The organism is Rathayibacter sp. AY1D5 (genome assembly GCF_002932515.1).
Lineage (GTDB): Bacteria > Actinomycetota > Actinomycetes > Actinomycetales > Microbacteriaceae > Rathayibacter.
In genome coordinates, this window is record NZ_PSVU01000025.1 from 19,507 (window position 1) to 33,167 (window position 13,661).

The following is a 13,661-nucleotide window of genomic DNA, read 5'->3' on the forward strand; positions in this document are numbered from 1 at the left end:
TCTGAACGGCCGGGCTCAGCCCGAGTGGTGGCGCCCGATCGGCAGCACCAGCGGCGTACGCGAGACCGGGTCCTCGATCACGCGCGACTCCATCCCGAACACCGCGCGCACCGTCTCCGGCGTCACCACCTCGGCGGGCGTGCCCGAGGCGTACAGGGCGCCGTCGCGCACGGCGACGAGGTGGTCGGCGTAGCGGGCGGCGAGGTTGAGGTCGTGCAGCACGATCACGATGGTCGTCCCGCGCGAGCGGTTGAGGTCGGTGAGCAGGTCGAGCACCTCGACCTGGTGCGACACGTCGAGGTAGGTCGTCGGCTCGTCCAGGAGGAGCACGTCGGTCCGCTGGGCGAGGGCCATCGCGATCCACACCCGCTGGCGCTGCCCGCCCGAGAGCTCGTCCACGGGGCGGTCGGCGAGCTCGAGCGTGCCGGTGTCGCGCAGCGCCTCCTCGACGATCGCGTCGTCGTCCGATCCGGAGCCGCGGCCGAAGAGGCCCCGGTGCGGGTAGCGGCCCCGGGCGACCAGGTCCGAGACGGCGATCCCCTCCGGCGCGATCGGGGTCTGCGGCAGCAGCCCCACCTGCTGCGCGACCTGGCGCGTCGGGAGCCGGTGGATCGCGCGCCCGTCGAGCAGGACGCTCCCCGAGCGCGGGGTGATCAGCCGCGCCATCGCGCGCAGGAGCGTCGACTTGCCGCAGGCGTTCGCGCCGACGATCACCGTGATCCGGCCGGGCGGCACGGCGAGCGAGAGCCCGTCGACCACGACGCGCTCGTCGTAGGCGAGGGTGACCGCGTCGGCGGCGAGGGTGGGCGGGGCGTCGGTCACAGGGAGCCTCCGGAGCGGTTGCGGCGGGCGAGGAGCCAGAGCAGGAAGGGCGCGCCGAGGGCGCCGGTGACGACGCCGACCGGGAAGCGCGCGCCCGAGAACAGCGCGCCGACGACGTACTGGGCGAGCAGGTCGGCGGCGAGCACCACGACCGCGCCGACCAGGGCGGAGGGGATCAGCAGCGTGCGCGCGCTCGGCAGGATCCGCCGCGCGATCGGCCCCGAGACGAAGGCGACGAACGCGATCGGGCCGGTGGCGGCGGTCGCGACGGCCACGAGGCCGACTCCGACCGCGAGCAGGGCCAGCCGGCTGCGCCGCACGTCGAGCCCGAGCGCGGTCGCCGACTCGTCGCCGAGCTGCAGCACGCCGAGCCGGCCCGAGAGCAGCAGGGCCAGCGGCACCAGCACGAGCATCGTCAGCGCGAGCGGCGGGACGGAGGGCCAGGCGGCCGAGTTGAGGCTGCCGGTCAGCCAGCGCAGCGACTCCTGGACGTCCTCGAAGTCGGCGCGGGTCTGCACGTAGGCGATCACGCTCTGGAACATCGCCGCGACGCCGATGCCGATGAGGATCAGCCGCGCCCCGATCACTCCGCCGCCCTCGGCCAGCCCGGCGATGATCAGGGCCGTCGCGAGCCCGGCCGCGACCGCGATCACCGAGACCGCGCCGCCCGAGAGCCCGAAGAACGCGATCGCGACGACGGCCGCCGCGCTCGCCCCCGAGGTGATGCCGATGATGTCGGGGCTGGCGAGGGCGTTGCGCAGCATCGTCTGGAAGATCACGCCGCCCATCCCGAAGCCCACGCCCACCAGGACGGCGGTGATCGTGCGCGGCAGCCGCAGCGTGCCCACGGTGAAGGAGGCGCCCGGCACGGTCTCGCCGAGGATCACGCGGACGACCTCCGGCACCGAGTAGACCGTGCTGCCGACCGTGAGCGAGACGACGACGAGCGCCAGCACGAGCACCGCGAGGACCGCGCAGCCGATGACCGTGCGCCGACGGCGCAGCGTGCGGCCGGCCGCGATGCCGACCGCGGCGGGCGCCTCCGCGGTCCTCACAGCGCCCGCACCTTCGAGCGGCGCACGATCGCGATGAGCACCGGGGCGCCGATCAGCGCGGTCACGATGCCCACCTCGACGTCGCTCGGCCGGGCGACCACGCGGCCGACCACGTCGGCGACGAGCAGCAGCAGGGCGCCGAGCAGAGCGGAGGAGGGCAGCAGCCAGGCGTGCGCGGGGCCGGTGACGCGGCGGGCGAGGTGCGGGACGACCAGGCCGATGAATCCGATCGGTCCGGCGATCGCGGTCGCGGCGCCGCAGAGCAGCACGGCCGCGAGCCCCGCGACCAGGCGGATCCGCCCCACGCGCCGGCCGAGGCCGGTCGCCAGGTCGTCGCCGAGCGCCAGTGCGTCGAGCCCCCGCGCGCTGGAGAGGGCCAGCACCGCGCCGACCGCGAGGAACGGGAGGACCTGCAGGATGCTCGCGGTCTCGGCGCCGCCGACTCCGCCGACCTGCCAGAAGCGGAAGCGGTTCAGCGTGGTCTCCTGCGTGAGCAGGACCGCGCTGATGAGGGAGGTGAGCGCGGCGGCGGTGGCGGCTCCGGCGAGGGCGAGCTTCAGCGGAGTGGCGCCCTCGCGGCCGAGCGACGCGACCGCGTAGACGAACGCCCCGGCGGCGGCGGCTCCGAGGAACGCGAGCCAGATGAACTGCGGCAGGCTCGTCGCGCCGACCCCGGCGATCCCGAGCACGACCGCGAGCGAGGCGCCGGAGTTGAGGCCGAGGATGCCCGGATCGGCGAGCGGGTTGCGGGTCAGGCCCTGCATCACGGCTCCGGCGAGCCCGAGCGCGGCGCCGACCAGGATCGCGAGGACCGTCCGCGGCACCCGCCCCTGCACCGCTGCGTCGACGATGGACGCCGGATCGGGCGAGGTCAGCGCCGGCCAGACCTCGCCGAGCGGGATCTCGCGGGAGCCGTACACGAGCGAGAGGACCGACGCGACGGCCAGCGCGACGAGGGCGACCGCCAGCGCGGTCGCCCTCGTCTTCCGGGTGGGTGCGGTGCGGGTCACGACACCTTGTCGGCGGCCGCGGCGAGGCCGGCGGTGTACTCGTCGAGCACCCACGGGATGCTGAGCAGGTTCGGCGACGAGGTGGCCATGGCGGCGGAGGAGCCGTCCTCCAGCACGTAGACGGAGCCGCGCTCGACGGCCGGGATCTTGGAGAGCAGCGGGTCGGCCTGCAGTGCGGCGAGGGTCGTGTCGTCGCCGTAGACGACGAGCACGTCGGCGTCGAGCTGGTCGGCGTTCTCGGAGCTGATCGTGCCGCTGAACGCCTCCGAGTCGCCGGAGAGCTCGGCGACGCTCGGGGCGACGTCGAGTCCGAGGTCCTCGACGAACTTCACGCGCGCGTCGTTCGGCGTGTAGTAGGTGAAGGTGCTCGCGTCGGTCGGGTCGTACCAGCCGTACATGAACGTGGTGCCCGCGAGCTGCGGGTAGGACGCGGTGGTCTGCGTGATGTCGCTCTCGATCTCGCCGACCTTCGCGACGGCCTCGTCCTCGAGGCCCAGCGCGGCGCCGTCGAGCTTCGCGGAGTCCTGCCAGGTCGTGCCCCAGGGCAGGCCCGGGTAGGCGACGGTGGGGGCGATCTGGCTGAGGGTGTCGTAGTCCTGCCGGGTGATGCCGGAGTAGGCCGAGAGGATCACGGTCGGGCTGAGGTCCGAGATCGCCTCGAAGGGCACGCCGTCGGTCTCGTCGAACAGGGTCGGGGTCTCGGCGCCGGAGGCGTCGAGCGCCTCCTTCGTCCACACCAGCAGGCCGTCGCCGTCCTCGTCGCCGTAGGAGGCGCGGGTGAAGCCGACCGGGGTCACACCCAGCGCGAGCGCCACGTCCTGGTTGGTCCAGCTCGTCGCGACGACGCGGTCGGCCGACTCGACGGTGGTGCTGCCGAAGGCGTGGTCGACGGTGACGGGGAAGCCCTCGCTGCTCTCGGCGGCGCTGCTCTCGGACGTGCCCTCGGAGCCGGCGTCGGCTCCTCCCGAGCAGGCGGTGAGCAGCAGGGCGGCGAGGCCGAGCGAGGCGACGGCGGTCAGGCGGAGGGGGGTGCGAGTGGCGGGCACGGCGATCCTTCGAAGGGGGTGGTGGGGTTGCGAAGGTTAACCTAACCTAACCGCCTGGACGGGGCCAGTGGCCGAGCGGATCAGCGGACGGCTCGCACAGCCACCACCGCACCCATCCGTCGTCCGCGGCCCGTGCCCTCCGCCGGGACGGGCCGCTGCTGACGGATCGATCGCGGGTGCGGCCCAGCGGGAGCATCGTTAGCGTGGAGGTCCGCGCCGATCGCCGGCGCCGAGGGGAGCCCCATGGATCAGACCGTCGAGATCGACGCCCGGGCGGAGGCCCTGCGCGCCGACCCCGAGAGCTTCGCGGCGATGGACGCGCTCTGGCGCAGCGTCTACGCCCTGCCGATGTGGTGCTTCATCGCGCGGGGGCCGGACGACGCGCCCACCCCCTTCGTCGGCGGCCTGGAGTCGGGGCCGATGGTCTTCGCCTTCACCACGGGGGAGCGCGCCCGCGCCGGGGCGCTGCACGCCGGCCTCTCCGACGAGGACGCGTCGCGCGTGCTGAAGGTGCCGATGCCGGCCGCGCTCGAGTGGATCGCGACGATGGGGTCCTCCGGAGTCGCGGGAGTGGTCTTCGACCTGCCCCGCTTCGGGTACTTCGCGCCTCTCCAGAACCTGCTGCCGATGCGCGACTTCATGGCGGCGAACCCGCCGGCCTGAGCCCCGCCCCGTCGAGACCAGCGGATCCGCCGATACCAGCTGTTCCGCCGGTTGTCGCCGCCCCGAACTGGTCACTGGACGACACCCGAGGGTGGTGGGCAGGAGGCGCGCCCGTCCTCCGAGGACGAGGCCGGGAGACGCCGATGGGGAAGCTGCACTACGACGGATCGGTCGAGATCGACGTCGAGGACCGGGTGCTCGCCCACCTGCAGATCGTCCTCACCGCGAAGCTGCGCCGGGGGGAGTCGTGCCTGCTCACCTGGCGCGACGAGAACGGGATGAGCGACGGCCGCAGCGCGATCTGGCTGCACCCCTCGCACACGCTCCGCTACACCTACGTCGGCGGCCGCATGCCCCGCATCAACCCCGCCTGGATCTCGGCGCTCACCGATCTCGCGAACTCCGCCGGCGGCCTCCGCTTCGTCCCCGAGCCGCCGGAGCCCGTGCGTCCCCCCGGCGGGAGCGCTCGCCGGTGACCGGCGTCCGGCCCCGTTCCCGGCCTCGGGCTCAGCAGCCGGAGTCGGCGGCGTCCGCGTCGAGCGTCGCCGCGGTGCCGAGCGCGATCAGCGACTGATCCGTCGCGACCGCGACCCTCGGGAAGCCGAGCGCTCGCAGCAGCCCGGCGCGCTCGCGGTCGCCGGCGTAGGCCCCGGCACCCTTGCCCGCGCGCCGGGCCGCCGCGGCGATCCTCGGCAGCGGGTCGTCCGGTCCGTCGGCGGCGAGCAGGTCGGACAGGTCCCGTCCGAGGCCGATCGCGAGGTCGAACGGGCCGACGAAGACTCCGCTCACGCCCGGCACCGCGAGAATCCGATCGACGGCGTCGAGACCGGCCTGCGTCTCGATCATGACCCAGAGCGCGGTGCGCGCCTCGGCGGCCGACGGGGGAGCGGCGCCCCAGAGATCGGACATCGGCCCCCAGCTGCGGCGGCCGAGCGGCGGGTAGTGCGCGGCGCGGACGGCCGCGAGCGCCTCCTCGACCGTCTCGATCATCGGGACGACCACGACGTCCGCTCCGGCGTCGAGCGCCCTGCCGATCAGCGCGTCGGAGAGCCCGGCGACCCGGACGCCGACGGGCGGCCTCCCGCTCACGGCGCCGAGCGCGCGCAGGGAGGCGAGGACCGCGGCGTCGTCGAACGCGCCGTGCTGCGCGTCCAGGCACAGCCACGCCGGCCCGCCGCGCGCGATCTGCGCGACGGTCAGCGGCTCCCCGAGCCGGCACCACACCCCGTCGGCCCGACCGTCTCCGAGAACCCGTTCCGCATCCACGGGTCCGATCCTCGCGCACGGAGCGTCGCCTAGGCGAGGACCGCCAGTGCCGTCGACAGGATCCCGAGGACGACGCCCGCCCCGAGCAGGATCAGGCCGGTCAGGCGCAGCGCCCGCACCGCGTCGCTCCACCGGTGCAGGCGGATGCGGTGCGGATCCTCCTCGCGGTAGTGCACCTCCCGCTGGTCCGACCGTGTCGGCGTCAGCGGGTCCCCGGCGGACAGCGGACGCGATCGCACCTCGCCGGCCCGGGTCACCCAGTGCAGCGCGAGGGGCGGACCCTCCTCGAGGTAGGCGGTCGTCGTCAGCCAGCGTCCGTCGATCAGCGCCGCGACGAACGCGGCGAGCAGGAACAGCACGCCGAGGGGAAGGGTGACCAGCGAGAGGGCCTCGGAGATCGTCTCCAGCATGCAGCGTCCCTCCGACCGGATCCGGTGCTGAGCGTACCGAGTCGGCGGCCGGCGCGTCCGCAGCGGGACGCGCCCCGCCGCCGAGCCCGCGGGCCTCAGCCCCAGGCGACCTCGAGGTCGACGACGAACGTCACTCCGAAGCGGTCGCGCAGCATCCCGTAGAGGGGCGACCAGGCCGCCGGGGCCAGGGGCACGACGACCGCCGCCCCCTCCGAGAGGCCGTCCCAGAGGCGGTGCAGCTCGTCGGCGTCGGAGCCGCGCAGCGACACGAACACCGGGATCGTGCCCGGGTCGTAAGCCGTGTGCGCGGGGACGTCGTACGCCATGACGCGGAAGCCGGCCTCGGAGACGACCTGGCCCCACATCAGCTGGTCGGCCTCGTCCGGCGCGGTGACAGCGTTCGCGTCCGCGTAGGACATCGCGTCGACCCGGCCTCCCGTGACCGAGGCGTAGAACTCCAGTGCCTCGCGGGCCTGTCCGCGGAAGTTGAGGTGGGTCGTCGTGGTGATGCTCATGGTGCGCTCCTCGCAGTCGTGCCGGGTCGATCACCCGGCGCCCCGACGCTCCCAGGAGAAGAGGACGGTAACGGTCCTCTTCTCGGAATACCCTCGGGACGTGCCCACGACGACCGAGCGGCTCCTCCTGCTCCTCTCCCTCCTGCAGACCCGCCGCGACTGGCCGGGCGGAGTGCTCGCCGAGCGCCTGGGGATCGCGCCGCGCACGGTGCGTCGCGACGTCGACCGGCTCCGCACGATGGGCTACCGGATCGACGCGGCGAAGGGCCCCGACGGCGGGTACCGGCTCGAGGCCGGCGCCGAGCTCCCGCCGCTGCTCTTCGACGACGAGCAGGTGCTCGCCCTCACCGCCGCCCTGCGCGCGCCGATCGCGGGGCTCGAGGAGGCGTCGGCCCGTGCGCTGGCGACGGTGCGGCAGGTCCTGCCCGCCCGGCTCCGGCCCCGAGCGGATGCGCTGCGCTTCACGGTCGCGGCGGCGCCTGCCCCTGCAGTCCCTCCGGAGCGGCTGGTCGCGGTCGCGGCGGCCGTCCGGGCCTCGGAGGTGCTCCGCTTCGCGTACGCGGAGGCGGTGCGCCGCGTCGAGCCCCACCACCTGGTCGCGCGTCAGGGCCGCTGGTACCTCATCGGCTTCGACCTCGACCGCGACGACTGGCGGGTGTTCCGCGTCGACCGGCTCGAGCCGCGCTCGCCCCGCGGGGCTCGCTTCCGCCGCCGGGTGCTGCCGGGCGGGAGTCCCGCCGAGTTCCTGGAGGCGCGGTTCCGCGGCGGAGCGCCCGGGGAGGGGTGGCCGTGCCGCGGCTCGGTGGTGCTCGAGGCGCCCGCCGCCGAGGTCTTGCCCTACGCGAGCGACGGGGAGGTGGAGGACCTCGGCGACGCGGGCTGCCGACTCGCCCTCGGCGCCTGGTCGTGGGAGGCGCTCGCCGCGTCGTTCGGCCGGTTCGACGCTCCGATGGCCGGGGCCGAGCCGCCCGAGCTGGCCGCCGCGTTCCGCGTGCTCGCGGAGCGGTACGCCGCGGCGGGAGCCTGATCGGACCGCGTCGGCCGTCCGGCGCCGCTACTTCACCGAGTACCGGGCGCTCCCCGTGCTGCCGTCCGCCGTCGTGACCGTCAGCGTCCAGCAGGTGCCCCGCTTCGCGGGCACCGTCCACGCCTTCACATAGCGGTTCGTCGCGGTGTCGTAGCGGAGGCGTCCGGTCAGGATGGTCGTCGGCGCTCCGGTGAGGACGGCGCCGGCGGTGCAGGAGGTCTGCCTCTGCGTGACGCTGCGCACGTCGGCGAGGGCGGAGTGGCGGAACGTGCCCGCGGACGACGTGGACGTCACCTGGAACGTCATGCCGGTCGCGGCTCCGGCGGTCACGCTCTTCACCGAGGTGCTGAGCCCGCCGATCGCCCACGGGGTCACGGTGTAGGACGCGGTGAGGGTCGAGACGTTGCCCGCCCGGTCGGTCCCGGTCGCCCGGTACACGTGCGGTCCGACGGAGCGGCCGCCGCCCGTGATCACGCAGTCGCCGGTGAGGCCCGAGAGCGCGTCGTCCGCGAGGCAGCGCGCCTCCGGGAGCACGGTGCCGAAGGGGTAGGACCCCTCGGGCCTCGACGTGAACGAGAGCTGCGGCTTCGTGGTGTCGATGGCGATGCCGCTGCGGGTCGTCGTGGCGCGGTTGCCCGCGTTGTCGACGGCGGTGCCGGTGACGCTCTGGCCGGGGCCCTCGCGCAGGATCCGCGCGGGGGTGCAGCTGCGGATCCCGGAGCCGCTGCCGTCGGCGCAGGAGAAGCCGACGGAGACGGGGGAGCGGAACCAGCCCGCGGCGTTCGGAGCCGTCGGCGTGGTCGTCGCGGCGATGGTGGGGACGCCGGTGTCGATGATCCGGTAGGTCGCGGTGGCGGTCGTGGTCAGTCCTCCGGGGTCGGTCCAGGTGCAGGTCGCCGTGCGGGTGCCGAGGCCGTTCACGAGCGTGCCGGTGACGACGGCCTCCTCGCTGAACGTTCCGCTCTCCGCATCCGTGATCGCGCAGGCGGCCCTCGGCTCTGAGCCCTTCTCGTAGGAGGCGCCGTCGGTGGCGGAGGCGACCGTCACGACGGGCGGGGTGTTCGCGGGGACCACGGTGACCGTGTGCGGCACGCCGGCCGTGGTGCCGTACGCGTTCCGCGCGCTCACCGTGAAGGTGGAGTCGCCTGCGGTGGTCGGCCTGCCCGAGACGACGCCCTCCGGCGAGAGGGCCACCCCCGCGGGAAGGGCGCCGGACGAGACCTCGAAGGTCGCGGCCGGGCCGGACGCCGTGAAGGTCGCGGAGTAGCGGGTCCCGGTCGTGACGAGCGTCCCGGCGGTGTCGGCGGTGAGGGTCGGCAGCGGGCCGATCGCGAAGGCGTGGTTGAAGCCGACCGCGATGCCGGTGGCGCCGGTGATCCCGGCCGGGACGTCCAGCTCCGTGTCGCCGTCGGGGTGCAGGGAGACGACGGTGCCGTCGGACGTCAGCAGGACGCTGAAGCCGATGCCGGCGGCGATCGCGGTGATGCCGCCGAGATCGGCGGGGACCCGCGGCAAGCCGGAGTCGGCGGGGTCGCCCCAGGTGACGACGGTGCCGTCCCGCTTCAGGGCGAGGCTGTGGGAGTAGCTGACCGAGACGGCGACGACGTCGCGGAGGCCTGCCGGGGCGGTGTACGCGCCCCTGTCGTCGCCGCCCCACGCCACGACCGTCCCGTCGGCGCGCAGCGCGAGGCTGTTCCAGCCGCCCGCGGCGATCGCGACCACTCCGGAGAGACCCGCCGGCACCTCGGTCGCTCCGAACTGATCGGAGCCCCAGGCCGCCACGGTCCCGTCGCCCCGCAGAGCGAGGGTGTGGTAGCTGCCCGCGGCGACGGCGGTCACGCCGCCGAGTCCGGCCGGGACGTCGGTCTGGCCCTGACGGTCGTCGCCCCACGCGACGACCGTCCCCTCCATCGTGAGGGCGATGCTGTGGAGGTACCCGGTCGAGATCGCGGTCACCTCGCGGAGCCCGGCCGGCACGTCCCGCTCGCCCTCCAGATCCGCTCCCCAGGCCTCGACGGTGCCGTCGGTGTGGAGCGCGAGGGTGTGGCTGTAGCTGCTCGCGACGTCCGTGAGGTCGGACATGCCCGCCGGCACGTCCCACTCCCCGTTGAGGTAGCGCCCCCAGGCGGCGACGCCGTTGGCGAGGTGGTCGTTCCCGACCGGCACCGGGTCCGGCTCGGCGGAGGCGAGGGGAGCCGCGGTGCCGGCGAGCAGCGCGACGGTCGCGGTCAGAGCGAGCAGAGTGCGGCGCAGGCCCGCGGCGGTGCGGGCGGGGCGCGGAGGAGCGGGGTCGGTCACGGGCTCACGCTAGGGGCCGGCTCTCCTCCGCGGCGGGGGCGGGGGCGCCCTGTAGCGGACATGTCCTCTAGAGGGCGGAGCGCCGCTTCTCCAGGGCGGAGCTCGTCCCCTCCAGGGCGGAGCCTGGCCCCTCGGGGCCCGCGGCGGAAGGGCTTGCCCGGATCCGCGGCGGGCGATTGGCTGGAGGGCAGGAGAGAGAGGTGTCACCATGACGCAGACCTTCCCCGCCTGGTTGCGGGATCAGCAGAAGAGGGACGACGAGGTCGGCCGCTTCGCGCAGGCCTTCGGCGGTCGCGACGACCTGCCCGAGCACGGCGGCCGCGCGATCTACGACGGCTACTTCGCCAGCGAGCCCGAGTCGGCGCAGGCCGATCTGGACCGCGCCTGGATGGAGTTCGAGGCGCACCCCGAGCCGTCCGCCACGTCCGACGAGCCGGAGGGACTCCGATGAGCGACCAGACCCCGAGCCCCGTCGAGGACCCGGACGACCAGTCCGACAAGCCGTCGCAGGCCGAGGGCGAGGACGAGCGCGACACCCCGCACGAGGTCCTGCCCGCCGAGGGCAAGCCCTCGAAGGCCGAGGGCTGAGCCGACGCACTGAGCCGACGCACTGAGCCGACGCACTGAGCCGACGCACTCCCCGGAGGGGCGCATCCTGCAGAGGGTGCGCCCCTCCGTCGCGTCAGCGCCCGGTGACCGCCAGCAGCTCGTGCGCCGCGGCGCTGTCCGGGTAGCGGGAGAGCACGCGCTCCAGATCGCGCCGAGCCGGAGCCGTGCGCCCGTCCGAGAGGAGCGTGCTCGCGCGCTCGAGCAGCGCCTCCGCCCGCAGCTCCACGGGCCGCGCACTGGTGACGGTCGGGCGCACCACCCGGTCGAACGCCTCGAGGGCGCCCTCGATCACGCCGAGCTCGCGAAGAGCGACGCCGCGGCGGATGAGCACCGCGGCGGAGGCGGCGTCCACGTTCTCGACGGGCGCCGAGAACTCGGCCACGTCGCTCCAGCGTCGGCGGGCGGAGTAGAGGGAGGCGAGCGTCGACGCCGCGAGGGTCGACGGCTCCAGGGTCTCGACCGCCACGGCAGCCGCGGCCGGATCCGTGGGTGCCGTCAGCTCGGCGTAGAGCAGGCGCAGCGCCGGGGCGTCGAGCGGCACCTCCACGTCGAGGCCGCCGCTCAGCGGCAGGCGGACGGTCAGCGCGATCCCGTAGCGGCGGAGGAAGGAGTCGGCCGACGGGTCGTAGCGGATGCGCACCAGCCAGCCGGTGAGCCGCAGAGCGCGATCGTCGTCCGCGGAGTGCAGGGCGTCGCGGACGAGCTCGACGACGGCCGCGAGGCGCGAGCCCTCGGGGGAGCCGGTGGTCGCCTCGTGCAGGTCCTCCGCCGGCGCCCCGGCGCGCACGAGCCGGAGCAGGGGCGCCTCCCACGCCGGAGCGAGGGCGGAGGGGCGCACGAGACCCGGCCCGCCGGGCATGCTGAGCCAACCGGACAGCCGGGAGCGGTGGTCCTCGGGGGAGAGCGGGTCCCCGGCCGCCCGGAGCCGGGGGCGTGTGAGGGCACGGAGCTCTCCGCTCCGCCGGAAGCCGACTGCCACGGCCGATCCCCCTCCGCGTGCGACGGCGGCTGAGGACCGTCGATCCGCCGAGTCTACGGCTTCGCCCCCCGCCGTCACCCCCGAACGGGGAGCGACGCGCTGGCGGCGATCCCCCGCCTCCCGTCGTCGCCCCCCGGCGCTGTCAGGCGCCGATCGAGCCCGCCGTGCGCAGCGGCATCACGTCGGGCTTCTCGGCGGTGCTCGCGATCGTCACGACCGCCTTCTCCTCGTTCGAGCGGAGCACGGCGTCCATGATCTCGAGCACGTGCAGGGCCACGCGGCCGGAGGCGCGGTGCGGGCGGTCCTCCGCGATCGCCTCCGCGAGGTCGGCCAGTCCCACTCCGCGACCGGTGTCGATCACGCCGGCGGAGTCGGGGACGACCCGCCAGTCCTCGTCGCGGACGGCGACCTCGACCGGGTCCGAGAACATGTTCGGATCCGGGACCGAGATGGTGCCCTCGGTGCCGTAGACCTCGAACTTCGGGGCCCGGCTGCGCCAGACCTCGAAGCTCACGGTGACGGTGGTGGCGACTCCGCTCGCGTGCTCGAGCAGCGCGGTGATGTGCGTGTCGATCGTCACCTCGATCGGCGTGCCCGCCTTCGGCCCGGTCTCGATCGTGCGCGGGCGGTCGGAGCGGGTGGCCAGGCCCGTGACGCGGACGACCGGCCCGAAGAAGTGCACGAGCGCCGTCAGGTAGTACGGGCCCATGTCCAGCAGCGGGCCGCCGCCGGGCTGGTAGTAGAACTCGGGCGCCGGGTGCCAGCGCTCGTGGCCGGGAGCGGCCCAGTGCACCTGCGCGGCGATCGGGGTGCCGATCGCGCCGGAGTCGAGGGTGAGGCGCGCGGTCTGCACGCCGGTCCCGAGCACCGTGTCCGGAGCGCTCGCGAAGCGCAGGCCCAGCTCGTCCGCGAGGTCGAGCATCGGCGCGGCCTCGGCCGGGGTCAGCCCGAGCGGCTTCTCGGCGAAGACGTGCTTGCCCGCCTTCAGGGCGCGGGTGCCGATCTCGACGTGCGCCGCCGGGATCGTGAGGTTCAGCACCGCGTCGATCTCCGGGTCGTCGATCAGCGCGTCGACGGTGAGGGCGCGGACGCCCTGTTCGTCGGCGACCTGCTGCGCCCGCTCCTGGTTCAGGTCGGCGACCGCGACGAGGCGGAGGCCGGGGAAGGTCGGGAGGTTCGCGAGGTACTGCTCGCTGATCTTCCCGACGCCGATGATGCCGACTCTCAGCGGGACGCCCACAGCATTCCCCTCTCGATGATCGTGCGGACGTTGTCGTCCTGGAGGATCTCGACGCGGTGGCCCGGCGTCGAGACGAAGATGCGGCCCTCGCCCCAGAGGCGGGTCCAGATCGCGGGGGAGGTGATGGGGCGCTTCCACGGGTCCCACGGGCGGACGGCCTGCGTGGTCGTGGCGAGCACGTCGTTGTAGTCGTCGTGCAGCACCCAGTACTGCTCCGTGACCAGCTCGAAGTCGGAGATGCCCTGCGTGATCGGGTGGTCGGCGGCGAGGGCCGTCATCTCGATCGTGTGCGGCATGTAGTTGTCCGACTGCTCGCCGGTGCGCTCGTCCGGGTGCTTGCCGGGGTGCGAGGCGAACTGGCCGCCGATCAGCTGCAGGTAGTCGGAGTTGTCGCGGTAGGAGTCGGCGATCCCGCCGTGCCAGCCGGCGAGGCCCGTGCCGCGCTCGACCGCCGCGCGGAGGCCCAGGAACTCCTCCCACTGGATGGAGGTCATCGTGTTCGACTGCACGATCAGGTCGACCGTCCGCATGTAGGCCTCGTCGGCGTACACGGCGGTCGACTCCTCGACGCGCACGTCGTAGCCGTTGTCGCGGAGGAACGGCAGGAACAGCTCGGTCGCCTCGACCGGTTGGTGGCCGTCCCAGCCCCCTCGGACGACGAGGGCCGTCTTGCCGGGAGTGGTCGGGGAGTGGTCGGTCATCGTCGTCCTCACGTGCGGGC

16 protein-coding genes are annotated in these 13,661 nt (G+C 74.5%); 5 read left to right on the plus strand and 11 right to left on the minus strand.

Annotated features, from left to right (window positions below; genetic code table 11):
* Positions 1–15: 15 nt before the first annotated feature.
* Genes C5C82_RS09290 through C5C82_RS09305 form a run of 4 tightly spaced genes read right to left on the minus strand, consistent with a single transcriptional unit; the run spans position 16 to position 3,933 of the window.
* A complete protein-coding gene (locus tag C5C82_RS09290) occupies positions 16–822 on the minus strand; it encodes an ABC transporter ATP-binding protein (protein WP_104224308.1) in 807 nt (268 codons plus the stop codon).
* Complete coding sequence (locus tag C5C82_RS09295) at positions 819–1,877, minus strand: iron chelate uptake ABC transporter family permease subunit (protein ID WP_104261585.1); 1,059 nt, start codon at positions 1,875–1,877, stop codon at positions 819–821. Before C5C82_RS09295 ends, C5C82_RS09290 begins: the two co-directional genes overlap by 4 nt.
* Complete coding sequence (locus C5C82_RS09300; protein ID WP_104224306.1) at positions 1,874–2,887, minus strand: iron ABC transporter permease; 1,014 nt, start codon at positions 2,885–2,887, stop codon at positions 1,874–1,876. Before C5C82_RS09300 ends, C5C82_RS09295 begins: the two co-directional genes overlap by 4 nt.
* Complete coding sequence (locus tag C5C82_RS09305; RefSeq protein ID WP_181027213.1) at positions 2,884–3,933, minus strand: iron-siderophore ABC transporter substrate-binding protein; 1,050 nt, start codon at positions 3,931–3,933, stop codon at positions 2,884–2,886. The genes C5C82_RS09300 and C5C82_RS09305 overlap by 4 nt, the downstream gene beginning before the upstream one ends.
* A 243-nt stretch (positions 3,934–4,176) precedes the next feature.
* Here C5C82_RS09305 and C5C82_RS09310 point away from each other — a divergent pair, with 243 nt between their 5' ends.
* On the plus strand, positions 4,177–4,596 hold the full coding sequence (locus C5C82_RS09310; RefSeq protein WP_104354952.1) for a hypothetical protein: 420 nt from the start codon (positions 4,177–4,179) through the stop codon (positions 4,594–4,596).
* 143 nt (positions 4,597–4,739) lie between these two features.
* Positions 4,740–5,072 carry an ATP-dependent DNA ligase gene (locus C5C82_RS09315; protein ID WP_104354953.1) on the plus strand — a complete coding sequence of 111 codons (333 nt, stop codon included), beginning with the start codon at positions 4,740–4,742 and terminating at the stop codon, positions 5,070–5,072.
* 31 nt (positions 5,073–5,103) lie between these two features.
* Here the strand turns inward: C5C82_RS09315 and C5C82_RS17525 are convergent, their stop codons facing one another.
* From C5C82_RS17525 to C5C82_RS09325, 3 genes are all read right to left on the minus strand, one after another.
* Positions 5,104–5,862 carry an HpcH/HpaI aldolase/citrate lyase family protein gene (locus C5C82_RS17525; protein WP_181134427.1) on the minus strand — a complete coding sequence of 253 codons (759 nt, stop codon included), beginning with the start codon at positions 5,860–5,862 and terminating at the stop codon, positions 5,104–5,106.
* A 29-nt stretch (positions 5,863–5,891) separates the two neighbouring features.
* Complete coding sequence (locus tag C5C82_RS17530) at positions 5,892–6,272, minus strand: hypothetical protein (protein ID WP_104267914.1); 381 nt, start codon at positions 6,270–6,272, stop codon at positions 5,892–5,894.
* Positions 6,273–6,367: 95 nt separating this feature from the next.
* Positions 6,368–6,787 carry a VOC family protein gene (locus C5C82_RS09325; RefSeq protein WP_104224302.1) on the minus strand — a complete coding sequence of 140 codons (420 nt, stop codon included), beginning with the start codon at positions 6,785–6,787 and terminating at the stop codon, positions 6,368–6,370.
* 100 nt (positions 6,788–6,887) lie between these two features.
* Between C5C82_RS09325 and C5C82_RS09330 the strand changes: the two genes are divergently transcribed.
* A complete protein-coding gene (locus tag C5C82_RS09330; protein WP_258066052.1) occupies positions 6,888–7,814 on the plus strand; it encodes a YafY family protein in 927 nt (308 codons plus the stop codon).
* Between the two features lie 27 nt (positions 7,815–7,841).
* Here the strand turns inward: C5C82_RS09330 and C5C82_RS09335 are convergent, their stop codons facing one another.
* On the minus strand, positions 7,842–10,112 hold the full coding sequence (locus C5C82_RS09335) for a PxKF domain-containing protein (protein ID WP_104354955.1): 2,271 nt from the start codon (positions 10,110–10,112) through the stop codon (positions 7,842–7,844).
* 208 nt (positions 10,113–10,320) lie between these two features.
* Between C5C82_RS09335 and C5C82_RS09340 the strand changes: the two genes are divergently transcribed.
* Both C5C82_RS09340 and C5C82_RS17535 read left to right on the plus strand, forming a co-directional pair.
* A complete protein-coding gene (locus C5C82_RS09340) occupies positions 10,321–10,563 on the plus strand; it encodes a hypothetical protein (RefSeq protein ID WP_104227148.1) in 243 nt (80 codons plus the stop codon).
* The gene (locus tag C5C82_RS17535; protein ID WP_159940045.1) at positions 10,560–10,700 is read left to right on the plus strand and encodes a hypothetical protein; all 141 of its coding nucleotides are present in this window, start codon (positions 10,560–10,562) and stop codon (positions 10,698–10,700) included. Before C5C82_RS09340 ends, C5C82_RS17535 begins: the two co-directional genes overlap by 4 nt.
* A 94-nt stretch (positions 10,701–10,794) precedes the next feature.
* Here C5C82_RS17535 and C5C82_RS09345 read toward each other — a convergent pair whose 3' ends face one another.
* The 3 genes from C5C82_RS09345 to C5C82_RS09355 all read right to left on the minus strand — a co-directional run bounded on the left by C5C82_RS09345 (position 10,795) and on the right by C5C82_RS09355 (position 13,641).
* Positions 10,795–11,580, minus strand: a complete 786-nt coding sequence (locus tag C5C82_RS09345) for a tol-pal system YbgF family protein (protein ID WP_104354956.1) — start codon at positions 11,578–11,580, stop codon at positions 10,795–10,797.
* A 262-nt stretch (positions 11,581–11,842) separates the two neighbouring features.
* Positions 11,843–12,940, minus strand: a complete 1,098-nt coding sequence (locus C5C82_RS09350; RefSeq protein WP_104295813.1) for a Gfo/Idh/MocA family protein — start codon at positions 12,938–12,940, stop codon at positions 11,843–11,845.
* Positions 12,925–13,641 carry a ThuA domain-containing protein gene (locus tag C5C82_RS09355; RefSeq protein WP_104224320.1) on the minus strand — a complete coding sequence of 239 codons (717 nt, stop codon included), beginning with the start codon at positions 13,639–13,641 and terminating at the stop codon, positions 12,925–12,927. The genes C5C82_RS09350 and C5C82_RS09355 overlap by 16 nt, the downstream gene beginning before the upstream one ends.
* Positions 13,642–13,661 lie beyond the last annotated feature (20 nt).

Bases quoted from the DNA above. Each gene is read 5' to 3' on its own strand.
- C5C82_RS17530 (WP_104267914.1), bottom strand. From the start codon at position 6,272: ATGCTGGAGACGATCTCCGAGGCCCTCTCGCTGGTCACCCTTCCCCTC.
- C5C82_RS09355 (WP_104224320.1), bottom strand. From the start codon at position 13,641: ATGACCGACCACTCCCCGACCACTCCCGGCAAGACGGCCCTCGTCGTC.
- C5C82_RS09315 (WP_104354953.1), top strand. From the start codon at position 4,740: ATGGGGAAGCTGCACTACGACGGATCGGTCGAGATCGACGTCGAGGAC.
- C5C82_RS17535 (WP_159940045.1), top strand. From the start codon at position 10,560: ATGAGCGACCAGACCCCGAGCCCCGTCGAGGACCCGGACGACCAGTCC.
- C5C82_RS09325 (WP_104224302.1), bottom strand. From the start codon at position 6,787: ATGAGCATCACCACGACGACCCACCTCAACTTCCGCGGACAGGCCCGC.
- C5C82_RS09340 (WP_104227148.1), top strand. From the start codon at position 10,321: ATGACGCAGACCTTCCCCGCCTGGTTGCGGGATCAGCAGAAGAGGGAC.
- C5C82_RS09310 (WP_104354952.1), top strand. From the start codon at position 4,177: ATGGATCAGACCGTCGAGATCGACGCCCGGGCGGAGGCCCTGCGCGCC.
- C5C82_RS09345 (WP_104354956.1), bottom strand. From the start codon at position 11,580: ATGCCCGGCGGGCCGGGTCTCGTGCGCCCCTCCGCCCTCGCTCCGGCG.